At 66.5% G+C, this 15,782-nt stretch carries 12 protein-coding genes; all 12 read right to left on the bottom strand.

What is annotated here, in order from left to right; translation table 11 throughout:
* Nucleotides 1–379 precede the first annotated feature (379 nt).
* On the bottom strand, nt 380–1,186 hold the full coding sequence (cobA, locus tag WH265_RS16275) for a uroporphyrinogen-III C-methyltransferase (protein ID WP_339558969.1): 807 nt from the start codon (nt 1,184–1,186) through the stop codon (nt 380–382).
* Nucleotides 1,187–1,206: 20 nt separating this feature from the next.
* Nucleotides 1,207–4,068, bottom strand: coding sequence for a nitrate reductase (locus tag WH265_RS16270; protein ID WP_339558968.1), 2,862 nt, complete (start codon nt 4,066–4,068; stop codon nt 1,207–1,209).
* Nucleotides 4,069–4,092: 24 nt separating this feature from the next.
* Nucleotides 4,093–4,521 carry a nitrite reductase small subunit NirD gene (nirD, locus tag WH265_RS16265; protein WP_339558967.1) on the bottom strand — a complete coding sequence of 143 codons (429 nt, stop codon included), beginning with the start codon at nt 4,519–4,521 and terminating at the stop codon, nt 4,093–4,095.
* A gap of 23 nt (nt 4,522–4,544) precedes the next feature.
* A complete protein-coding gene (nirB, locus tag WH265_RS16260; RefSeq protein WP_339558966.1) occupies nt 4,545–7,049 on the bottom strand; it encodes a nitrite reductase large subunit NirB in 2,505 nt (834 codons plus the stop codon).
* A gap of 294 nt (nt 7,050–7,343) precedes the next feature.
* On the bottom strand, nt 7,344–8,177 hold the full coding sequence (locus tag WH265_RS16255) for an ABC transporter ATP-binding protein (RefSeq protein WP_339558965.1): 834 nt from the start codon (nt 8,175–8,177) through the stop codon (nt 7,344–7,346).
* On the bottom strand, nt 8,174–9,061 hold the full coding sequence (gene ntrB, locus WH265_RS16250) for a nitrate ABC transporter permease (RefSeq protein WP_339558980.1): 888 nt from the start codon (nt 9,059–9,061) through the stop codon (nt 8,174–8,176). Before ntrB ends, WH265_RS16255 begins: the two co-directional genes overlap by 4 nt.
* A 109-nt stretch (nt 9,062–9,170) precedes the next feature.
* On the bottom strand, nt 9,171–10,466 hold the full coding sequence (locus WH265_RS16245) for a CmpA/NrtA family ABC transporter substrate-binding protein (RefSeq protein ID WP_339558964.1): 1,296 nt from the start codon (nt 10,464–10,466) through the stop codon (nt 9,171–9,173).
* A 308-nt stretch (nt 10,467–10,774) separates the two neighbouring features.
* A complete protein-coding gene (locus WH265_RS16240; protein WP_339558963.1) occupies nt 10,775–12,091 on the bottom strand; it encodes a nitrate- and nitrite sensing domain-containing protein in 1,317 nt (438 codons plus the stop codon).
* Nucleotides 12,092–12,169: 78 nt separating this feature from the next.
* Nucleotides 12,170–12,988, bottom strand: coding sequence for a M55 family metallopeptidase (locus WH265_RS16235; protein ID WP_339558962.1), 819 nt, complete (start codon nt 12,986–12,988; stop codon nt 12,170–12,172).
* Nucleotides 12,989–12,992: 4 nt separating this feature from the next.
* Nucleotides 12,993–14,087: a P1 family peptidase gene (locus WH265_RS16230; protein ID WP_339558961.1), complete on the bottom strand. Its 1,095-nt coding sequence runs from the start codon at nt 14,085–14,087 to the stop codon at nt 12,993–12,995.
* The gene (locus tag WH265_RS16225; RefSeq protein WP_339558960.1) at nt 14,080–15,117 is read right to left on the bottom strand and encodes a tripartite tricarboxylate transporter substrate binding protein; all 1,038 of its coding nucleotides are present in this window, start codon (nt 15,115–15,117) and stop codon (nt 14,080–14,082) included. Before WH265_RS16225 ends, WH265_RS16230 begins: the two co-directional genes overlap by 8 nt.
* Before the next feature lie 142 nt (nt 15,118–15,259).
* Nucleotides 15,260–15,727 carry a GNAT family N-acetyltransferase gene (locus WH265_RS16220; RefSeq protein WP_339558959.1) on the bottom strand — a complete coding sequence of 156 codons (468 nt, stop codon included), beginning with the start codon at nt 15,725–15,727 and terminating at the stop codon, nt 15,260–15,262.
* Nucleotides 15,728–15,782 lie beyond the last annotated feature (55 nt).

The following is a 15,782-nucleotide window of genomic DNA, read 5'->3' as shown; positions in this document are numbered from 1 at the left end:
TCGCTACGCTCGGCCCCACAAACAGGCCGAGCGTAGCGATGGCCTGCGTCTGCTCTCCCCTTCTGAATGCGCCGAGGAGCACAGGGTATGGGCTGGGCAGTTGCACCGCAGAGTGCAACTGCTTCGTGAACTGACTCACCGCGTCTGTCCGAACGCAGCGCAAAGCGCGTAGTGAGTTTCGCGGTGCAGCCCATACCCGAGCACCACAGGTTGCCCGCAGCGAAACGAAGGGACGCAGTCAGCAGGGGCAGCCTTCTTTTGGGTACTTTTCTTGGCTGAGCAAGAAAAGTACCTCGCCCGCCGGGGCGAGACCCGGCCAGCTGCCCTACGCCAGTAGCAAACAAAACGAACTAAAAAGCGCTGGGAAAAAACCAAACAATCAAGCCTGCCGCTCCAAAGGCTCCACCAACCCCTGCCACAACAAACTGGCATCCGCCAACCCAGCCACCCGACCAATCACCATCATGCAAGGACTCCCCAACCCACTCCCCTGCAAACAACTCACCAAGCAAGCCAAAGACGTCAACACCGACCGCTGACTCGGCAAACTGGCGTTCTGCACCAAGGCCACCGGCGTATCCGGCGCCAGGCCACCGGCCAGCAAGCCTGCTTCGATCAAAGGCGCCGCCGCCACCCCCATGTACACCACCAGGCTGAGCGACAAGGCCTCAGCCGTAGCGCCGAGCTGGCACCAATCCAAAGGCGCGCCACCGGGCTTGGCATGGCCGGTCACAAAGACAACGCCATGGGCGTAGTCGCGGTGGGTCAGTGGCACACCCAGGCTGGTGGCAGCGGCCAGGCCCGAGGTGATGCCGTTGATGACTTCCACCTGCACACCCTGGGCCTGCAGGTGGGCGACCTCCTCGCCGCCCCGGCCAAAGATGAAAGGGTCGCCCCCCTTAAGGCGCACCACCGTCTCGCCCTGGCGGGCGGCCATCACCATCAGCTTTTCGATAAAGGCCTGCGAGGTGCTGGCCCGGCCGCCGCGCTTGCCCACATAGATGGTGCGGGTGGCGGCTGGGGCCAGCGCCACGATGTCGGCGGAGACCAGGTCGTCGACCAACAGCAAGGTGGCGGCCTGGATGGCGCGCCAGGCGCGCAGCGTCAGCAGCTCGGGGTCGCCGGGGCCGGCCCCTACCAGGTAGCAGCGGCCGGCAGCGAAGGGGGTGGTGGCAATGGCATGCATGGCAAGACCTTTCAAAAGCATCAGGCAGAAGGGGCCAACGCGGCCGGGGCCACGCGCTGCACCAGCTGCTTGAGTTGGGGAATGCAGGAGCCGCAGCGCGTGCCGCAGCCCAAGGTGTTTTTCAGCTGCAGCAGGCGCTGCTCCGGCGCGCCGTCGATGCGGGCCAGGGCCTCGCCAATGGCGGCCTCGTCCACATTCATGCAGGCGCAGACCTGGCGCGCGCGGGTCGGCAAAGCGGCAGGGGCCTGGCTGCCCGAGGACAGTAGCAGGCGGCCAAAGCTGCGGGTCGATTGTTCATCGCGCAGCACCGGCGCCAGCCACTGGCCAGCGCTGGCATCGCCGCAAAGCAAGAAAGCCTGCAGCACCGGCTCGCCCGCCTGCTCGCCCATGGTGATGGCGCGGCTGCACTGGCGCTGCGCATCGGCATAGCGCAGGGTCTGCGGGCCATCGAGCTGCAGCAGCTGCTGCAAACGCGCCAGCAAGGCCGCGGGCGGCGCCTGGCGTGCGGCAGCGCGGAACTGCACGCCATTGCGGCCCTGGCCGGCAGCGCCATCGAGCGGCACGGCCCGGCCAAACAGCACGCTGCTGGCAAAGTCAAACTCGCCCATCAAGGCGGCCAGCGCCTGGCGCGTGGCCAGCACCTGGCGGTCATCGAGCCAGGCGATGCCCAGGCACTGCCAGGGCAGGCTGGCTTTTTCCAGCTGCACTGCCACATGCTTCAACTCGGGCTGCTTGGAGCGCGGGCAGCGCTCGGGCGTGGTCAGCGCGTTCACGCCCGCCAGGCGCTGGCCGTCGACCGTGCTGCCGCTCAGGTGCATGCTGCCCCAGTGCATCGGCAGGTTCAGCTGCGCGGGCTGCAGACCGGCATCGGCTTGCACCGGCAGCACCAGGCTGCCGTAGCGGCTGTGCAGCTGCACCAGGTCGCCGTCCTGCAGCTGCAGCCGGCGCATGTCCTGCGGGTGGGCCTGCACGCTGGGCTCGCTCGCCTGGGCAAACAGGCGGCCCAGCTGGCCGGTGCGGCTCATGCCATGCCACTGGTCGCGCAGGCGCGTGGTGTTCAGGCTGAAGGGGAACTGCGCATCGCGTGGCACCGCGACCGGCTTCCAGGGCTGGGCATCAAAGCGCGCGCGGCCATCGCCGGTGGCAAACCGGCCATCGCTATAGAGGCGCTGGCGCCCTTGGGCCGCGCCGCTGGGCAGCGGCCACTGCTGCGGGCCTTGCGCTTCCAGCAGCGCCCAGCTCAGGCCCGTGATGTCCAGGTCGCGCCCGCGCGTGCTGTCGCGGTGCTCCATCCAGATGGCTTCGCAGCCGCGCTCGGCCTGCTCGGTGTCGTACGCAAACAGGCTGGGGCGGCCGGGGCGCAGATGGCGCTCGAGCCGCTGGGCCAGCTGCACGCCGATCTGCCAGTCATGGCGCGCCTGGCCCGTCGCTGCCACCGCCGCGCGCACCCGCGATATGCGCCGCTCGCTGTTGGTGACCGTGCCCAGCTTCTCGCCCCAGGTGGTGGCGGGCAGCAGCCAGTCGGCATAAGCGGTTGTCTCGGTCTGGGCAAAGGCCTCCTGCACCACCACCAGCTCGGCCCGCTCCAGCGCGCGGCGCACCATGGCCTGCTCGGGCATGCTCTGCGCCGGGTTGGTGCAGGCAATCCACAAGGCCTTGATCTGGCCATCGGCCGCTGCTTCGAACATCTCCAGCGCCGACTTGCCCGGCAGTGCTGGCACGGCATCTATGCCCCAATGCTGGGCCACCTCGGCCCGGTGCTGCGGGTTGGCCATGTCGCGGTGGGCGCTGAGCAGGTTGGACAGGCCGCCCACCTCGCGCCCGCCCATCGCATTGGGCTGGCCGGTCAAGGACAAGGGGCCGGCGCCCGGCTTACCAATCTGGCCGGTGGCCAGGTGCAGGTTGATCAGCGCCGCATTGTTGGCCGTACCGCTGCTGCTTTGGTTGAGCCCCTGGCAGTACAGGCTGAGCGTGGGCAGGCGTTCGCTGTTCGTGCCGGGCGCATCCGCCCCGCCCCAGGCCAGCCATTGGGCCGCCAGGTACAGGTCGGCCAGCGCCAGGCCGCAGACCTGGGCCACGCGCTCCGGTGTCGCCTCACGCACGATCGCATGCAGCTGCGCAAAGCCGCTGGTGTGCGCATCGACAAAGGCCGCATCGGCCCAACCCTGGGCCAGCATGATGTGCAAGAGGCCATGGCAGAGCATCACATCGGTGCCCGGCTGCAAAGCCAGATGCAGGTCGGCCACCTCGGCGGTCTCGGTGCGGCGCGGGTCGACAACGATGATCTTGCGCTCGGGGTGGCAAGCCTTGGCTTCTTCCACCCGGCGGAACAGGATCGGGTGCGCCCAGGCCATATTGCTGCCGCTGATGAACAGGCAGCCGGCCAGGTCGATGTCTTCGTAGCAGGCCGGCGGTGCATCCGCCCCCAGGGTGGCTTTGTAGCCGGCCACCGCGCTGCTCATGCACAGGCGCGAGTTGGTGTCCAGGTTGTTCGTGCCCAGCAAGCCCTTGACCAGCTTGTTGAACACGTAGTAGTCCTCGGTCAGCAGCTGGCCGCTCAGGTAAAAGCCCAGCGCATCGGGGCCATGGTCGGCACGGATCTGCAGCAGCTGGGCGGCCAGGCTGTCCAGCGCCGTGTCCCAGCTGCGGGCCTCGGGCGCGTCGCCGCGCTGCAGGCGCTGCATCGGTTGCAGCAAGCGGCTTTGCCGCGCCAGCGCGGGCGCTGCCGTCAGGTGCAGACTGCTGCCCTTGGTGCAGAGCTTGCCCTGGTTGGCGGGGTGTTCAGGGTCGCCGCGCACGGCGGTGATCTGCTGGCCGTCGGACGTGATGATCACGCCGCAGCCCACGCCGCAATAGGGGCAGGTGGATCGGGTCTCGGGCATGGCGGCTCGCTCCGGTGTGCGGCCTCAGGCGGCCGCCGTGGATGGCGATGGGCTGCAGCTCGAAGCCGCAGAACCGCAGCGCCCCAGGCCCACCGGCCCTGCTACAGGTCGGGTCTGCGCCAGCGCATGCCCGGCCAGCTCATCGGCGCGCAGCTGCACCGCGCTGCCCTCCAGCCGCACCGCAAAGCGCGGGGTGCAGCCCTCATCGGGGGCAGCGGCCTGGCCGGTGGCCAGCGCAATCGTCCAGTTGTGCAAGGGGCAGGCCACACTGCTGCCAAACACCAGGCCTTGCGACAGCGGCCCGCCTTTGTGCGGACAGCGGTCGAGCAGCGCAAACACCTCGCCGCTGGCGGTGCGGAACACCGCCACATCCAGCCCCTGGGCGCGGGCCACACGGCGGGCGCCCAGCACCGGAATCTCATCGATGGCGCAGATGGTGATCCATTCATTCATGTCGGTCTCCTGGCGGCGCGGCATCATGCGCCGGCGGTGGTGGTGGCGGGTGCGGAAAGGGCTGACAGCGCAGGCGCAGCCTGCAGCACCGGCAGTGGCTGGAACTGGCGCAGGTCCACCGCCGCCTTGTCGGTCTCGAACCAGGGGTCGGGCTCGCCGTCGAGCGCCTGCTGCAGCTGGGCCCAGAGCGCCTGGCGGCCGGCGGCATCGTCCAGAATGCGGCGCTTGACATGGTCCAGCCCGACCCGGTTCACGTAGTGCACCGTGCGCTCCAGGTACCAGCCCTCCAGCCGGTAGAGCTGCATGAAGGCGCCGGTGTACTCCAGCACCTCCTCGGCGGTCTTGAGCTTGGTCAGAAAATGCGCCACCTCGGTCTTGATGCCGCCGTTGCCGGCGATGTACATCTCCCAGCCCGAATCCACGCCGATGATGCCCACATCCTTGATGCCCGATTCGGCGCAGTTGCGCGGGCAGCCGCTGACGGCAAACTTCACCTTGTGCGGCGCATACATGCGCCACATCGCGCGTTCGAGGTCCTTGCCCATCTGGGTGCTGTCCTGCGTGCCCATGCGGCACCACTCGCTGCCCACACAGGTCTTGACGGTGCGCAGCGCCTTGGCATAGGCATGGCCGCAGGGCATGCCTATGTCGTTCCACACGCCTTGCAGGTCTTCCTTTTTCACGCCCAGCAAGTCGATGCGCTGGCCGCCGGTCACCTTCACGGTGGGGATCTGGTACTTGTCCACTACATCGGCAATGCGGCGCAGCTCGGCGGCCGTGGTCTCTCCGCCCCACATGCGCGGGATCACGCTGTAGGTGCCATCCTTTTGGATATTGGCGTGGCTGCGCTCATTGATGAAGCGGCTTTGCGGGTCGTCGCGCGCCTCCTTGGGCCAGGTGCTGATCAGGTAGTAGTTGATGGCCGGGCGGCAGCTGGCGCAGCCATTGGGTGTCTTCCATTCCATAACGCGGAAGACGCTGTCGGTCGTCAGCAGCCGCTGCTCGCGGATCGCATCGCGCACCGCCTGGTGGCCATGCTCCGTGCAGCTGCACATCGGCTTGGTCTTGGGCGATGCCGAATAGTCGCCACCGACGGTGAACATGATGATCTGCTCGACCAGGCCGGTGCAGGAGCCGCAGCTGGCGCTGGCCTTGGTGTGCTTGCGCACGTCATCCAGGGTGAACAGGCCCTTGTCCTTGATGGCCTTGCAGATGGCGCCCTTGCTCACGCCATTGCAGCCGCAGACCTCGTCGGCATCGGCCAGTGCGGCGGCCTTGTTCTGGCCCTGGTGGCCGGCATCGCCCAGGTTGGATTCGCCAAACATCAGCTTGTCGCGGATATCGGCCACACTGCGGCCTTCGCGCAGGAGCTTGAAGTACCAGCTGCCATCCACGGTGTCGCCATACAGGCACGCGCCCACCAGCCGGTCTTCCTTGATCACCAGCTTTTTGTAGACGCCCGAGTAGGGGTCGCTCAGCACGATCTGCTCGGTGCCCTCCCCGCCCTGGAAATCCCCGGCCGAGAACAGATCGATGCCGGTCACCTTGAGCTTGGTCGAGGTGAGCGAGCCCTGGTAGCGGCCAATGCCCAGCTCGGCCAGGTGGTTGGCCAGCACCTTGCCCTGCTCAAACAGCGGTGCCACCAGGCCGTAGGCAATGCCCCGGTGCGCGGCGCACTCGCCCACCGCATAGATGCGCGGGTCGGTGATGGTCTGCATGGTGTCGCTGACGACGATGCCCCGGTTCACATGCAGGTGCATGGCCTCGGCCAGTGCCGTGTTGGGGCGGATGCCAACGGCCATCACTACCAGATCGGCCTCGATCTCGCGGCCATCGGCAAAGCGCAGCGCACGCACGCGGCCTTCGGCATTGCCCAGCAGCTCCTGCGTCTGCGCCTGCATGAAAAACTGCATGCCCCGCTCGATCAGCGATTTCTTCAGCAACTGCCCGGCCTGGTCGTCCAGCTGGCGCTCCATCAGCCACTCGCCGGCATGCACCACTGCGACCTGCATGCCGCGCTTCATCAGGCCATTGGCCGCCTCCAGCCCCAGCAGGCCACCGCCAATCACCACCGCATGGCGCCAGCTGCTGGCCGCATCGATCATCGCCTGGGTGTCGGCAATGTCGCGGTAGGCCAGCACACCTTGCAGCTCCTTGCCGGCAATCGGCAGCATGAAGGGGTTGGAGCCGGTGGCCAGAATGAGCCGGTCGTAGTCGGCCGTTACCGCCTCGCCCTGGGCATTGCGGGCATGCACCACGCGGCGGGCGCGGTCCACCGCATGCACCGTGCAGCCGGCATGCAGGCGTACGCCATGCGTCTCGTACCAGCTCCAGTCGTTGAGGACGATGTCCTCCAGGGTCTGCTCGCCCGCCAGCACCGGCGACAGCAGGATGCGGTTGTAGTTGGGGTGCGGCTCCGCGCCAAATACCGTTATCTCGTACAGATCCGGGGCCAGGGCCAGCAGCTCTTCGAGCGCACGCACACCCGCCATACCGTTGCCAACCATGACCAACTTGATTTTTTTCATAGCATTTCCCGTGGGCAGCACAAAAAAAAGACGTCTAGGCGCCGCATGCCAGGCATGCGCGCTTAGACGTCTTTGTCTTTGGACGGCAGCGCCACTTTGCACCACCACCCGGTGGCCGCCATGGCCACGCCAACAACTATGCAAGTTCCATACCAAGTTGGCTGTCGACGCGCGCCCGCCGCCGCGCATCGCCTGTGCACATTTTTTGTGCTGCTTGGGTGCCGCCCTGCCTCATTTGCGTGCATAAAAAAGGCGCTCCCTGTGGAGCGCCTGGGGCGGCATCAGCGGCAGTGCTCAGGCCACCTTCTCCACATGCACCTGGCGGGTGTAGAGAAAGTCGATCACCGCCTTGCGGCAGGCCTGGTACTGCGCATCCTCGGCCAGCGCCACCCGGTTGCGCGGGCGGGCCAGGGGCACCGTTAGTACCTCGCCAATCGTCGCTGCGGGCCCATTGGTCATCATCACAATCTTGTCGGACAGCAGCACGGCCTCATCGACATCATGGGTCACCATCACCACGGTGCTGCGCGTGCGCGCGACGATCTCCAGCAGCTCATCCTGCAGCTTGGCGCGGGTCAGGGCATCCAGGGCGCCAAAGGGCTCGTCCATCAGCAGCACCTGCGGCTCCATCGACAGCGCCCGGGCAATGCCCACGCGCTGCTTCATGCCGCCCGATATCTCGCCGGGGCGCTTTTGCGCTGCATGCGTGAGCCCCACCAGCGCCAGCGCGGCATCGGTGCGCGCAGCCAACTGGGCCTTGCGCTCGCGCGCACCAAACACCCGCTCCACCGCCAGGTGCACATTGGCCCAGCAGGTGAGCCAGGGCAGCAGCGAATGGTTCTGGAACACCACGGCGCGCTGCGGCCCGGGACCCTTGATCTCGCGGTTGGCGCAGAGCAAGGTGCCTTCGCTGGGGCTGGTGAGGCCGGCAATCAGGTTCAGCAAGGTGGATTTGCCGCAGCCCGAGTGGCCGATCAGGCTGACAAATTCGCCCTGGGCGATCTCCAGGTTGATGCCCTGCAGCGCCTGGAACAGGCCCTTGGCGGTCTTGAAGCTTTGCGCCACCTGCTGGATCTCGATGTACTTGCCCTGGGGCGTGGCGGGGATATTGAGCGTATTGGGCGTCATGCCTTGACCTCCTCAAAAGTGAATGCCGAGGCCAGGCGGATCAGCGCCCATTCCAGCAGCAGGCCGACCAAGCCGATGACAAAGATCGCGATGATGATGTTCTTGACGTTGAGGTTGTTCCACTCGTCCCAGACCCAGAAGCCAATGCCCACGCCGCCAGTCAGCATCTCGGCAGCCACGATCACCAGCCAGGCGGTGCCCACGGCCAGGCGCACGCCCGTCAGCATGTAGGGCAGCACGGCGGGAAAGAGGATGGTGGTGGCAATCTTCCACTCGCTCAGGTTCAGCACCCGCGCCACATTCATATAGTCCTGCGGCACGCGCTGCACGCCGACTGCCGTGTTGATTACCATCGGCCAGATCGAGCAGATGAAGATGGTCCAGATCGCCGCCGGGTTCGCGCCCTTGAACACCAGCAGGCCAATCGGCAGCCAGGCCAGGGGCGATACCGGGCGCAGCAGGCTGATCACCGGGTTGAACATGCGCGAGAGAAAGTCAAAGCGGCCAATGACAAAGCCCAGCGGAATGCCGACCAGCGCCGCCAGGCCAAAGCCAATGCTCACCCGCTGCAGCGAGGCCAGCACATTCCAGCCCACGCCCTGGTCATTGGGGCCGTTGCGGTAGAAGGGATCGCGAAAGATCTCCTGCGCCTGGGCCCAGGTCTCCTGCGGGCCCGGAATGCCGGGGTTGCCCTGGGCGACGATGGACCACAGCACCAGCAGCAGGCCAAAGCCCAGCACAGGCGGCAGCAGGCTTTGCACCAAGCTGCCAAAGCGCTGCTGCCAGACGGCGGCGCCATCGCGCGGGGCCACTGGGGCAGGCACGGCCGGCGCTGCCGCAGCGGGCGGGCTCAGCGCGCCCGACGCGGGCAGGCTGCGCGCCATGTGCTCATGGATGGACAACACCTTGCGTTCAGCCAGGGCCGGGGCCGTGGCCGGTGTCGGCAAGGACGACACACTCTCTCGCAATGCAGCTGGCATGGGGTGCTCCTTATCAGGCCTTGAGGGCAAAGCTGTCGGCGTACTTGGCGGGGTCCGAGCCATCCCAGACCTTGCCGTCGATCAGCTGGCTGCTGCGCATGTCCGACTTGGGCACGGCGATCTTCAGCTGCGCAGCCGCTTCCTTGTACAGGGCGGTCTGGTTGATCTTCTTGGCCACAGCCAGGTAGTCAGGGTGGCTCTTGAGCAAACCCCAGCGCTTGTGCTGGGTGAGGAACCACATGCCATCGGACAGATAGGGGTAGCTGGCCTCGCCATCGGCAAAGAACTTCATGTGGTTGGGGTCGTCCCAGGTCTTGCCCAGGCCATTTTGGTAGCGGCCCAGAATGCGCTGGTTGATGGCATCCACGCTGGTGTTCACATAGGCCTTGCCGGCAATGGTCTCGGCCATCTTCTGCTTGTTCTGCAAGCTGGCATCGATCCAGCGGCCCGCCTCCAGAATCGCCATGGTCACGGCGCGTGCCGTATTGGGGTGGCGGCTGACAAAGTCCTGCGTGCAGCCCAGCACCTTTTCTGGGTGGTCGCGCCAGATGTCCTGGGTGGTGACGGCCGTGATGCCGATGCCATCCATGATCGCGCGGTGGCCCCAGGGCTCGCCCACGCAAAAGCCATCCATATTGCCCACGCGCATATTGGCCACCATCTGCGGCGGCGGCACGGTGATCACTTTCGCATCCTTGAGCGGATGGATGCCCGCGCTCGCCAGCCAGTAGTACAGCCACATCGCATGGGTGCCCGTGGGGAAGGTCTGCGCAAAGGTGTATTCGCGCTTTTCCGCGCCCATCAGCTTGGCCAGCGACGCGGCATCGACGGCGCCCTTGTCGGCCAGCTTTTTGGACAGGGTGATCGCCTGGCCATTGCGGTTGAGCGTCATCAGCACCGCCATGTCCTTTTGCGGGCTGCCCACGCCCAGCTGCACGCCGTAGACCAGGCCGTAGAGCACATGGGCAAAGTCCAGGTCGCCATTGACCAGCTTGTCGCGCACGCCGGCCCAGCTCGCTTCCTTGGTCGGCGTGATCTTGACGCCGTACTTCTGGTCCAGGCCCAGCACCGAGGCCATCACCACGCTGGCGCAGTCAGTCAGCGGGATAAAGCCGATATTGACCTCTTTTTTCTCCGGCGCATCCGAGCCGGCGGCCCAGACGCCCTGGTGGCCCAGCGCGCTGTAGACAAAGGTGGCGGCCGCTGCCTGGGCGCCATGGCGCAAGAACTGGCGGCGGCCGGCCAGCAGCGAAGAAGCGGGCGAAGCCTCTGCCGCCAGGGCGGTGTCAGGGGTGGGGCGTATCGTCATTCTTGTCAAACTCCATCGAAGGCGTTGCAGATTCCAAAAACAAAAAACGGCGTCCTTTCGCTGAGGGCTTGCACCATCAGGAAAGGGACGCCGTTGTCCCGAAATAACTCGCGATTACCGGAAACAGGCCGCCTTTGGCCTGGTTGGGAAGATCAATGCATATTCCATGCCAATTCAAAAATTGCAGTGCTTCCCTCTGGAGAGCCGACCTGGGCCGGCGCAACACAGCGGCCCGCGTCCCTGCAATGGTGCATTGCAGCAGCCTGCGGGCCAGCGGCTGCCATGCTTTGGTGCGCGGGGAAAAGCTGCTAGCGCTCAGTTGCAGCAGGGGCTGCAGGCGCTGCAGGGGCTTGAGGCACCAAGGCCGCCATTGCCAGCACGGCCTCGGCCACCTCCAGCATGCGCTTGTTCTGGTTCATCGCCGTCTGGCGCAGCAGCTGGTAGGCATCGCTCTCGCTGAGCTGGTGCTGGGCCATCAGCAGGCCCTTGGCGCGCTCCAGGGTCTTGCGCTCATGCAGGGCCGTCCTGGCTTCATCAATCTGGCTCTGCATGGTCTGCAGCCGCTGCGATTGCTGCTGCACCAGCGACAGGATATCGCGCCCCAGCGCCGGCGCGCCCACGGCATCGAGCGACCAGGTATCGGGCGGCGCCGAGGCCTCGAAAAAGGCCATACCGCCTTCGCTGCCCTCAGCGCCCTCTGCGCCCGCTTGGGCAGGTTCAGCGCCCGGCGGCAACGCCTGCAAGGCCGCCAGCGCCTGCTCCTGCGCCTGCAGCTTGTGCAGGCACAGCACCTGCAGCTCCTGCGCGACCAAGGTCTCCACGCCATGCAAGGCATCGAGCCGGTGGCTGCAGGCGGCAAACCAGTCGGCGCTCCAGCTGCGGCTCAGGCTGGCCCCGCTCGCGGTATGGGCCACACGGCGCATGCGTTCCACCGCCGCCATATCGGTATCGCCCGCCATATGGGCCTGCCACAGCACCAGCACGCGCGGCGTGGCCAGGCTGGCAAACACCTCAAAGCAGCGCTCCTGCGATTCGATCAAATGCAGCCACTGCGCCCGGGCACCGGGCTGCAGCTGGCCCGAGGCAAAGGCACTGGTGCCGCAGGCGCGCTCCTGCCCGGCCAGCTCCTTGCCCTGCATCAGGTGGAACAGGGCCACCAGCATGCGCGATATCTCGGGCTCATTGGCGCTGTCAGCCGCCTCAAACACGACGGACAGACAGCCGGCAATCAGGCGCGCAAAGGCATCGGTACAGGCGGGGGGCGTGAGCCGCCCGGCCTGCACCTGGGCGCGCAGCGCAGGCAGGGCCGCCACGCCTTGCAAGGTATAGGCAATCGCATTGCACAGCCGCGCGCCGCTGCCGCCCGAGGGGTGCGGGCCCAGGCGATCGAGCTCATCGCGCACATTGGCGATCTGTGCATCGGCCAGCAGCCGCTGGGGCGCCAATAGCTCGGTGCCCTGCGCGCCGCCACTGGCCAGCACCATGTTCGACAGCCCGCGCTCCTTTTGCAGCGCATGCACCAGGCCCGACATCGCCACCACCAGCGAGCAGGCCTTGCCCAGCTGCTCCAGCGCGGCCATCTCATGCTGGCGGGCAGCGACCAGAAAATGCAGGGAAGACTTCATAAACGCGCACCACCGATGTTGAGCGCTCTACCCAGCAGGTTTCATGCCATGCCAGCCGGGGCCCTGCCCCAGCGCCGCTCAGCGCAGCATGCTGGACATGGCCGAGAGGCAATTGGTCATGCGCACCGCCGATTCAATGTCCGGCGCGCTAAAGCGCACGGTGCGGCCATCAACCCGCTCCAGCGTCGGCCACTGGCAGAACAGATCGGCCATGCCGGGCGACGTAGCCGCAATCTGCACCTGCACCGGGCTGGCGGTGTGCAGCGGCAGGCAGCACGCGCGCCCGGCCAGGCCCTGCGCCACCCCGGCGCGGATGGCTTTTTGCGCCTGCTCGGGCGAGAGGCTGATGCCGCTGCCCTGGCCGGTGGCACGCTTGGTCTGCACAAACACCGCCTGCGGGAAGATCGCCTGGTTCTCCTCGCGCAGCACATCGTCGCCGGCCAGCATCACCACCGGCGCGCCATAGGCGCCTGCCAAGGCGCCGTAGAGGCTGGCCTCGCTGGCCTCCTGCCCATTGATATGGATGCTGGCAAACGCAAAGCTGTTGATGGTGTGGGCCAGAATGCCCCGGCCCTGCGCGCGCGAGTGGTAGCCAACCATGCAGACCGCATCCACCCCCAGCTCCACGCCGGCCACCATACTCAGGTAGCGCGGTTTGCCCTGGATGACCTGGGCGCGCGCATCGAGCAGATCGGGCGGCATATTGCGAAAGCCGCCATGCGAATCGTTGACATAGACCTCGAGCGCGCCAGCGGCAAAAGCGCCTTCGACGGCGGCATTGGCCTCCTGGGCCATCAGGCGGCGTGCGCGCTCATACTCGGGGTTGCCCGCACGCACCTGCTCAGGGTGGTAGACACCGGCCACGCCTTCGATATCGACAGAAATCAGTACTTTCATCGCCTCAGTCCTTGCAGAGTTCTTGCAGCCCCCAGCGCTGGTGGCCGTCGCGCCCTTGCACGCTCTGGGCATGCCACAGCGCATTCAAAATCGATTGCTCCACCGCATCCGCCGCCGCGCGGAACAGCGGGTCCAGCTGCGCCTCATGCAGCATCGCCAGCGCTGGCATCGGCGTGGCCGCATCGGCCGGCAGGCTGTAGGCGGTCGAGAACGCCAGCGCAATATCGCCGCTGCCATGGCCGTAGCACGATCCCGTATTGGCCAGACCGGCAGCGGCACGGCGCGCCACGCGGCTGAGCTGGCGGCTGTCCAACGGCGCATCGGTGGCCAGCAGCATGATGATGCTGCCCTTGTCGACGCCGTCGCCCGCTGTGCTGGCAGCTGGTACCCCCGCCGCCAGCTTGGCCTGCAGACGCCGCTCCAGCGCCGCGCCCACGGCCTGGCCGCCCCAGCGCAGATCGGCCAGCTTGCCCATATTGGCCAGCACCAGCGCGCCGACGGTATAGCGCTCGTCACCCACAACGGCTTGGCGCGATGCGCTGCCGATGCCGCCCTTGAGCTGGAAGCTCGACATGCCCCGGCCCGCGCCCACGGCGCCTTGCTGCACTTCGGTCGAGGCGCTGTCCAGCGCCGCCTGGTAGTGCGCCGGGCCAATGGCCATGCGCTGGATATCGCTCAGATAACCGTCATTGCATTCCAGCACCAGCGCGTTCACGGTGGGCAGGCTGCGGCCGCATTCGGGGTTGGCGGCAATGCATTGCGCAATCTGCGCCTGCACCACGGCCGAGACGCCAAAGGTGTTGGTCAGCGCAATCGGCGTTTCAATCTGGCCCAGCTCGGCCAGTTGCACCAGGCCGGCGCTTTTGCCAAAGCCATTGATAACGGCCAGGCCCGCGGGCAGCTTGTGCATAAAGGGGTTGTCCAGCGGCGGGATCAGCACCGTGACCCCCGTCTGCAGATCGCCATCGGCCACCGTGCAATGGCCCAGGCGCAGCCCCGCCACATCGGTGATGGCATTGCGCGGGCCCGCAGGCAGCAGGCCGACGACGGGCAATTGCCTGCAGGCGGCCAGCAGTGCGGCGTCTTGGGGTTCAGTCAATATGCGCTCCCGAGTCCTGCACCACCTGCTTCCAGTAGGCCAGCTCGGCCGGCAGACTGGCCTTGAAGCTTTGCGGTGTCGACACCACCGATTCGGCGCCCAAGGTCTTCAGACGCTCGGCCATCACCGGCGTGGCCAGCACCTTGGTGATGGCGGCATGCAGGCGCACGACGACGGTGTCAGGCGTGCCGGCCGGCGCAAACAGCCCATACCAGCTGGTAACAGCCAGGCCCTTGCCCAGCGGCACGATCTCGGGCGCCAACTGGGTCGGCTTGTCCGAGGCCACGCCCAGCACCCGCAGCTTGCCGCTAGTGACAAAGGGCATCACGCCGGGAAAGCTGCCAAAGGTCATCGGCAGCTGGCCGGCCACCACATCGGTGGCAGCGGCCGATGCGCCCTTGTAGGGCACATGCAGCAGGTCCACACCCTTTTGCTTTTTCAGCATCTCGCCCAGCAAATGGTTCAAGGTGCCATTGCCGGCCGATGCGTACTCCACCTTGCCCGGGTGCTGCTTGGCATAGGCCACCAGCTCGTCCAGGTTCTTGGCCGGAAAGTTCGGGTTCACCACCAGCAGGTACGGGGCGACTGCCAGCTGCATCACCGGCGTGAAATCCTTGATCGGGTCAAACGGCACCGTGCTGTAAAGCGCTGGGTTGATGGTGTAGGCGCTCTGCGCTGTGACCAAAAAGGTGTAGCCATCGGCCGCGCTGCGCGCCACCTGGCTGGTGCCCACATTGCCATTGGCCCCTGCCCGGTTCTCCACAATCACCGGCTGCCCCAGCGACTGGCCCAGGCCCTGCGCCACCGCACGGGCAATCACATCATTGGCACCGCCGGGTGCCTGGGGCACCACAAAGGTGATGGGCTTGCTGGGCCAGTTGGCGGTGCTGGCTTGTGCCCAGGCCTGGGGAGCGCTCACCGCTGCCCATGCCAGCACAGCCGATGCCGCCAGCAGCACATGCCGTTTGCCTGCGGTACCGGCACGCCATGCGCCTTGCGCTTTGTGGTGATGGGGGTTTTGTTGTTGCATGGCCGGGGCACTCCTTGGATTGGCTTTGTCGGTAAATGGCGACATTGTTGCATTGCGCAGCCGGCCTGCTGCGCACTGGGCCCTGGCTATCGCCAACCAAGAGCCCATCCTGCTCGGTTGACGAAGGCCAGCCGCGCCCGCCCTACTGCGGCGGCCTGGCGACAAAGGCCTGCTTGCTGCTGCCGTCAAAACCGGCATTGGCATAAAAGCGCAGCGTCGCCTCTTCCTTGCTGCCGGTCATCAGCATCACCTTGTAGCAGTGCTGGGCCCAGGCCCGGTTCAGCGCCGCATGCAGCAAGGCCTTGCCGTAGCCGCGTTGGCGATGGCCGCCATCGGTGACCACATTCTCGATCAGCCCATAAGGGCGGCAGCCGCGCGTGAGGTTGGGAATCACGACGAGCAGGCAGCTGCTGACCAGCTGTGCATCGACAAAACCACCCAAATAGTGGTTGCGTGGGTCTTCCAGCAAGCCTTGCCAAATGGCCTGCACCTGGGCCTGCGCTGGCAGCGCCTCATCCTGTGGATGGAGATGGGTGTAGAGCTGCAGCAGCGCCGTCAGGTCAGACAGGGCCAGCGGACGAATGACCAAGGGGGAAGAAGGATGGGGCATCACAACGGCACAAAAATGGGAGGCTATGCTGCATCCTAAGCGCTTTCCCGGCCCG

Origin of the sequence: Comamonas sp. MYb396 (genome assembly GCF_037479555.1) — a bacterium.
Classification (GTDB): domain Bacteria; phylum Pseudomonadota; class Gammaproteobacteria; order Burkholderiales; family Burkholderiaceae_C; genus Comamonas.
Note: the sequence above shows the minus strand (reverse complement) of the source record. Positions and strands in the feature narration are given on the sequence as shown.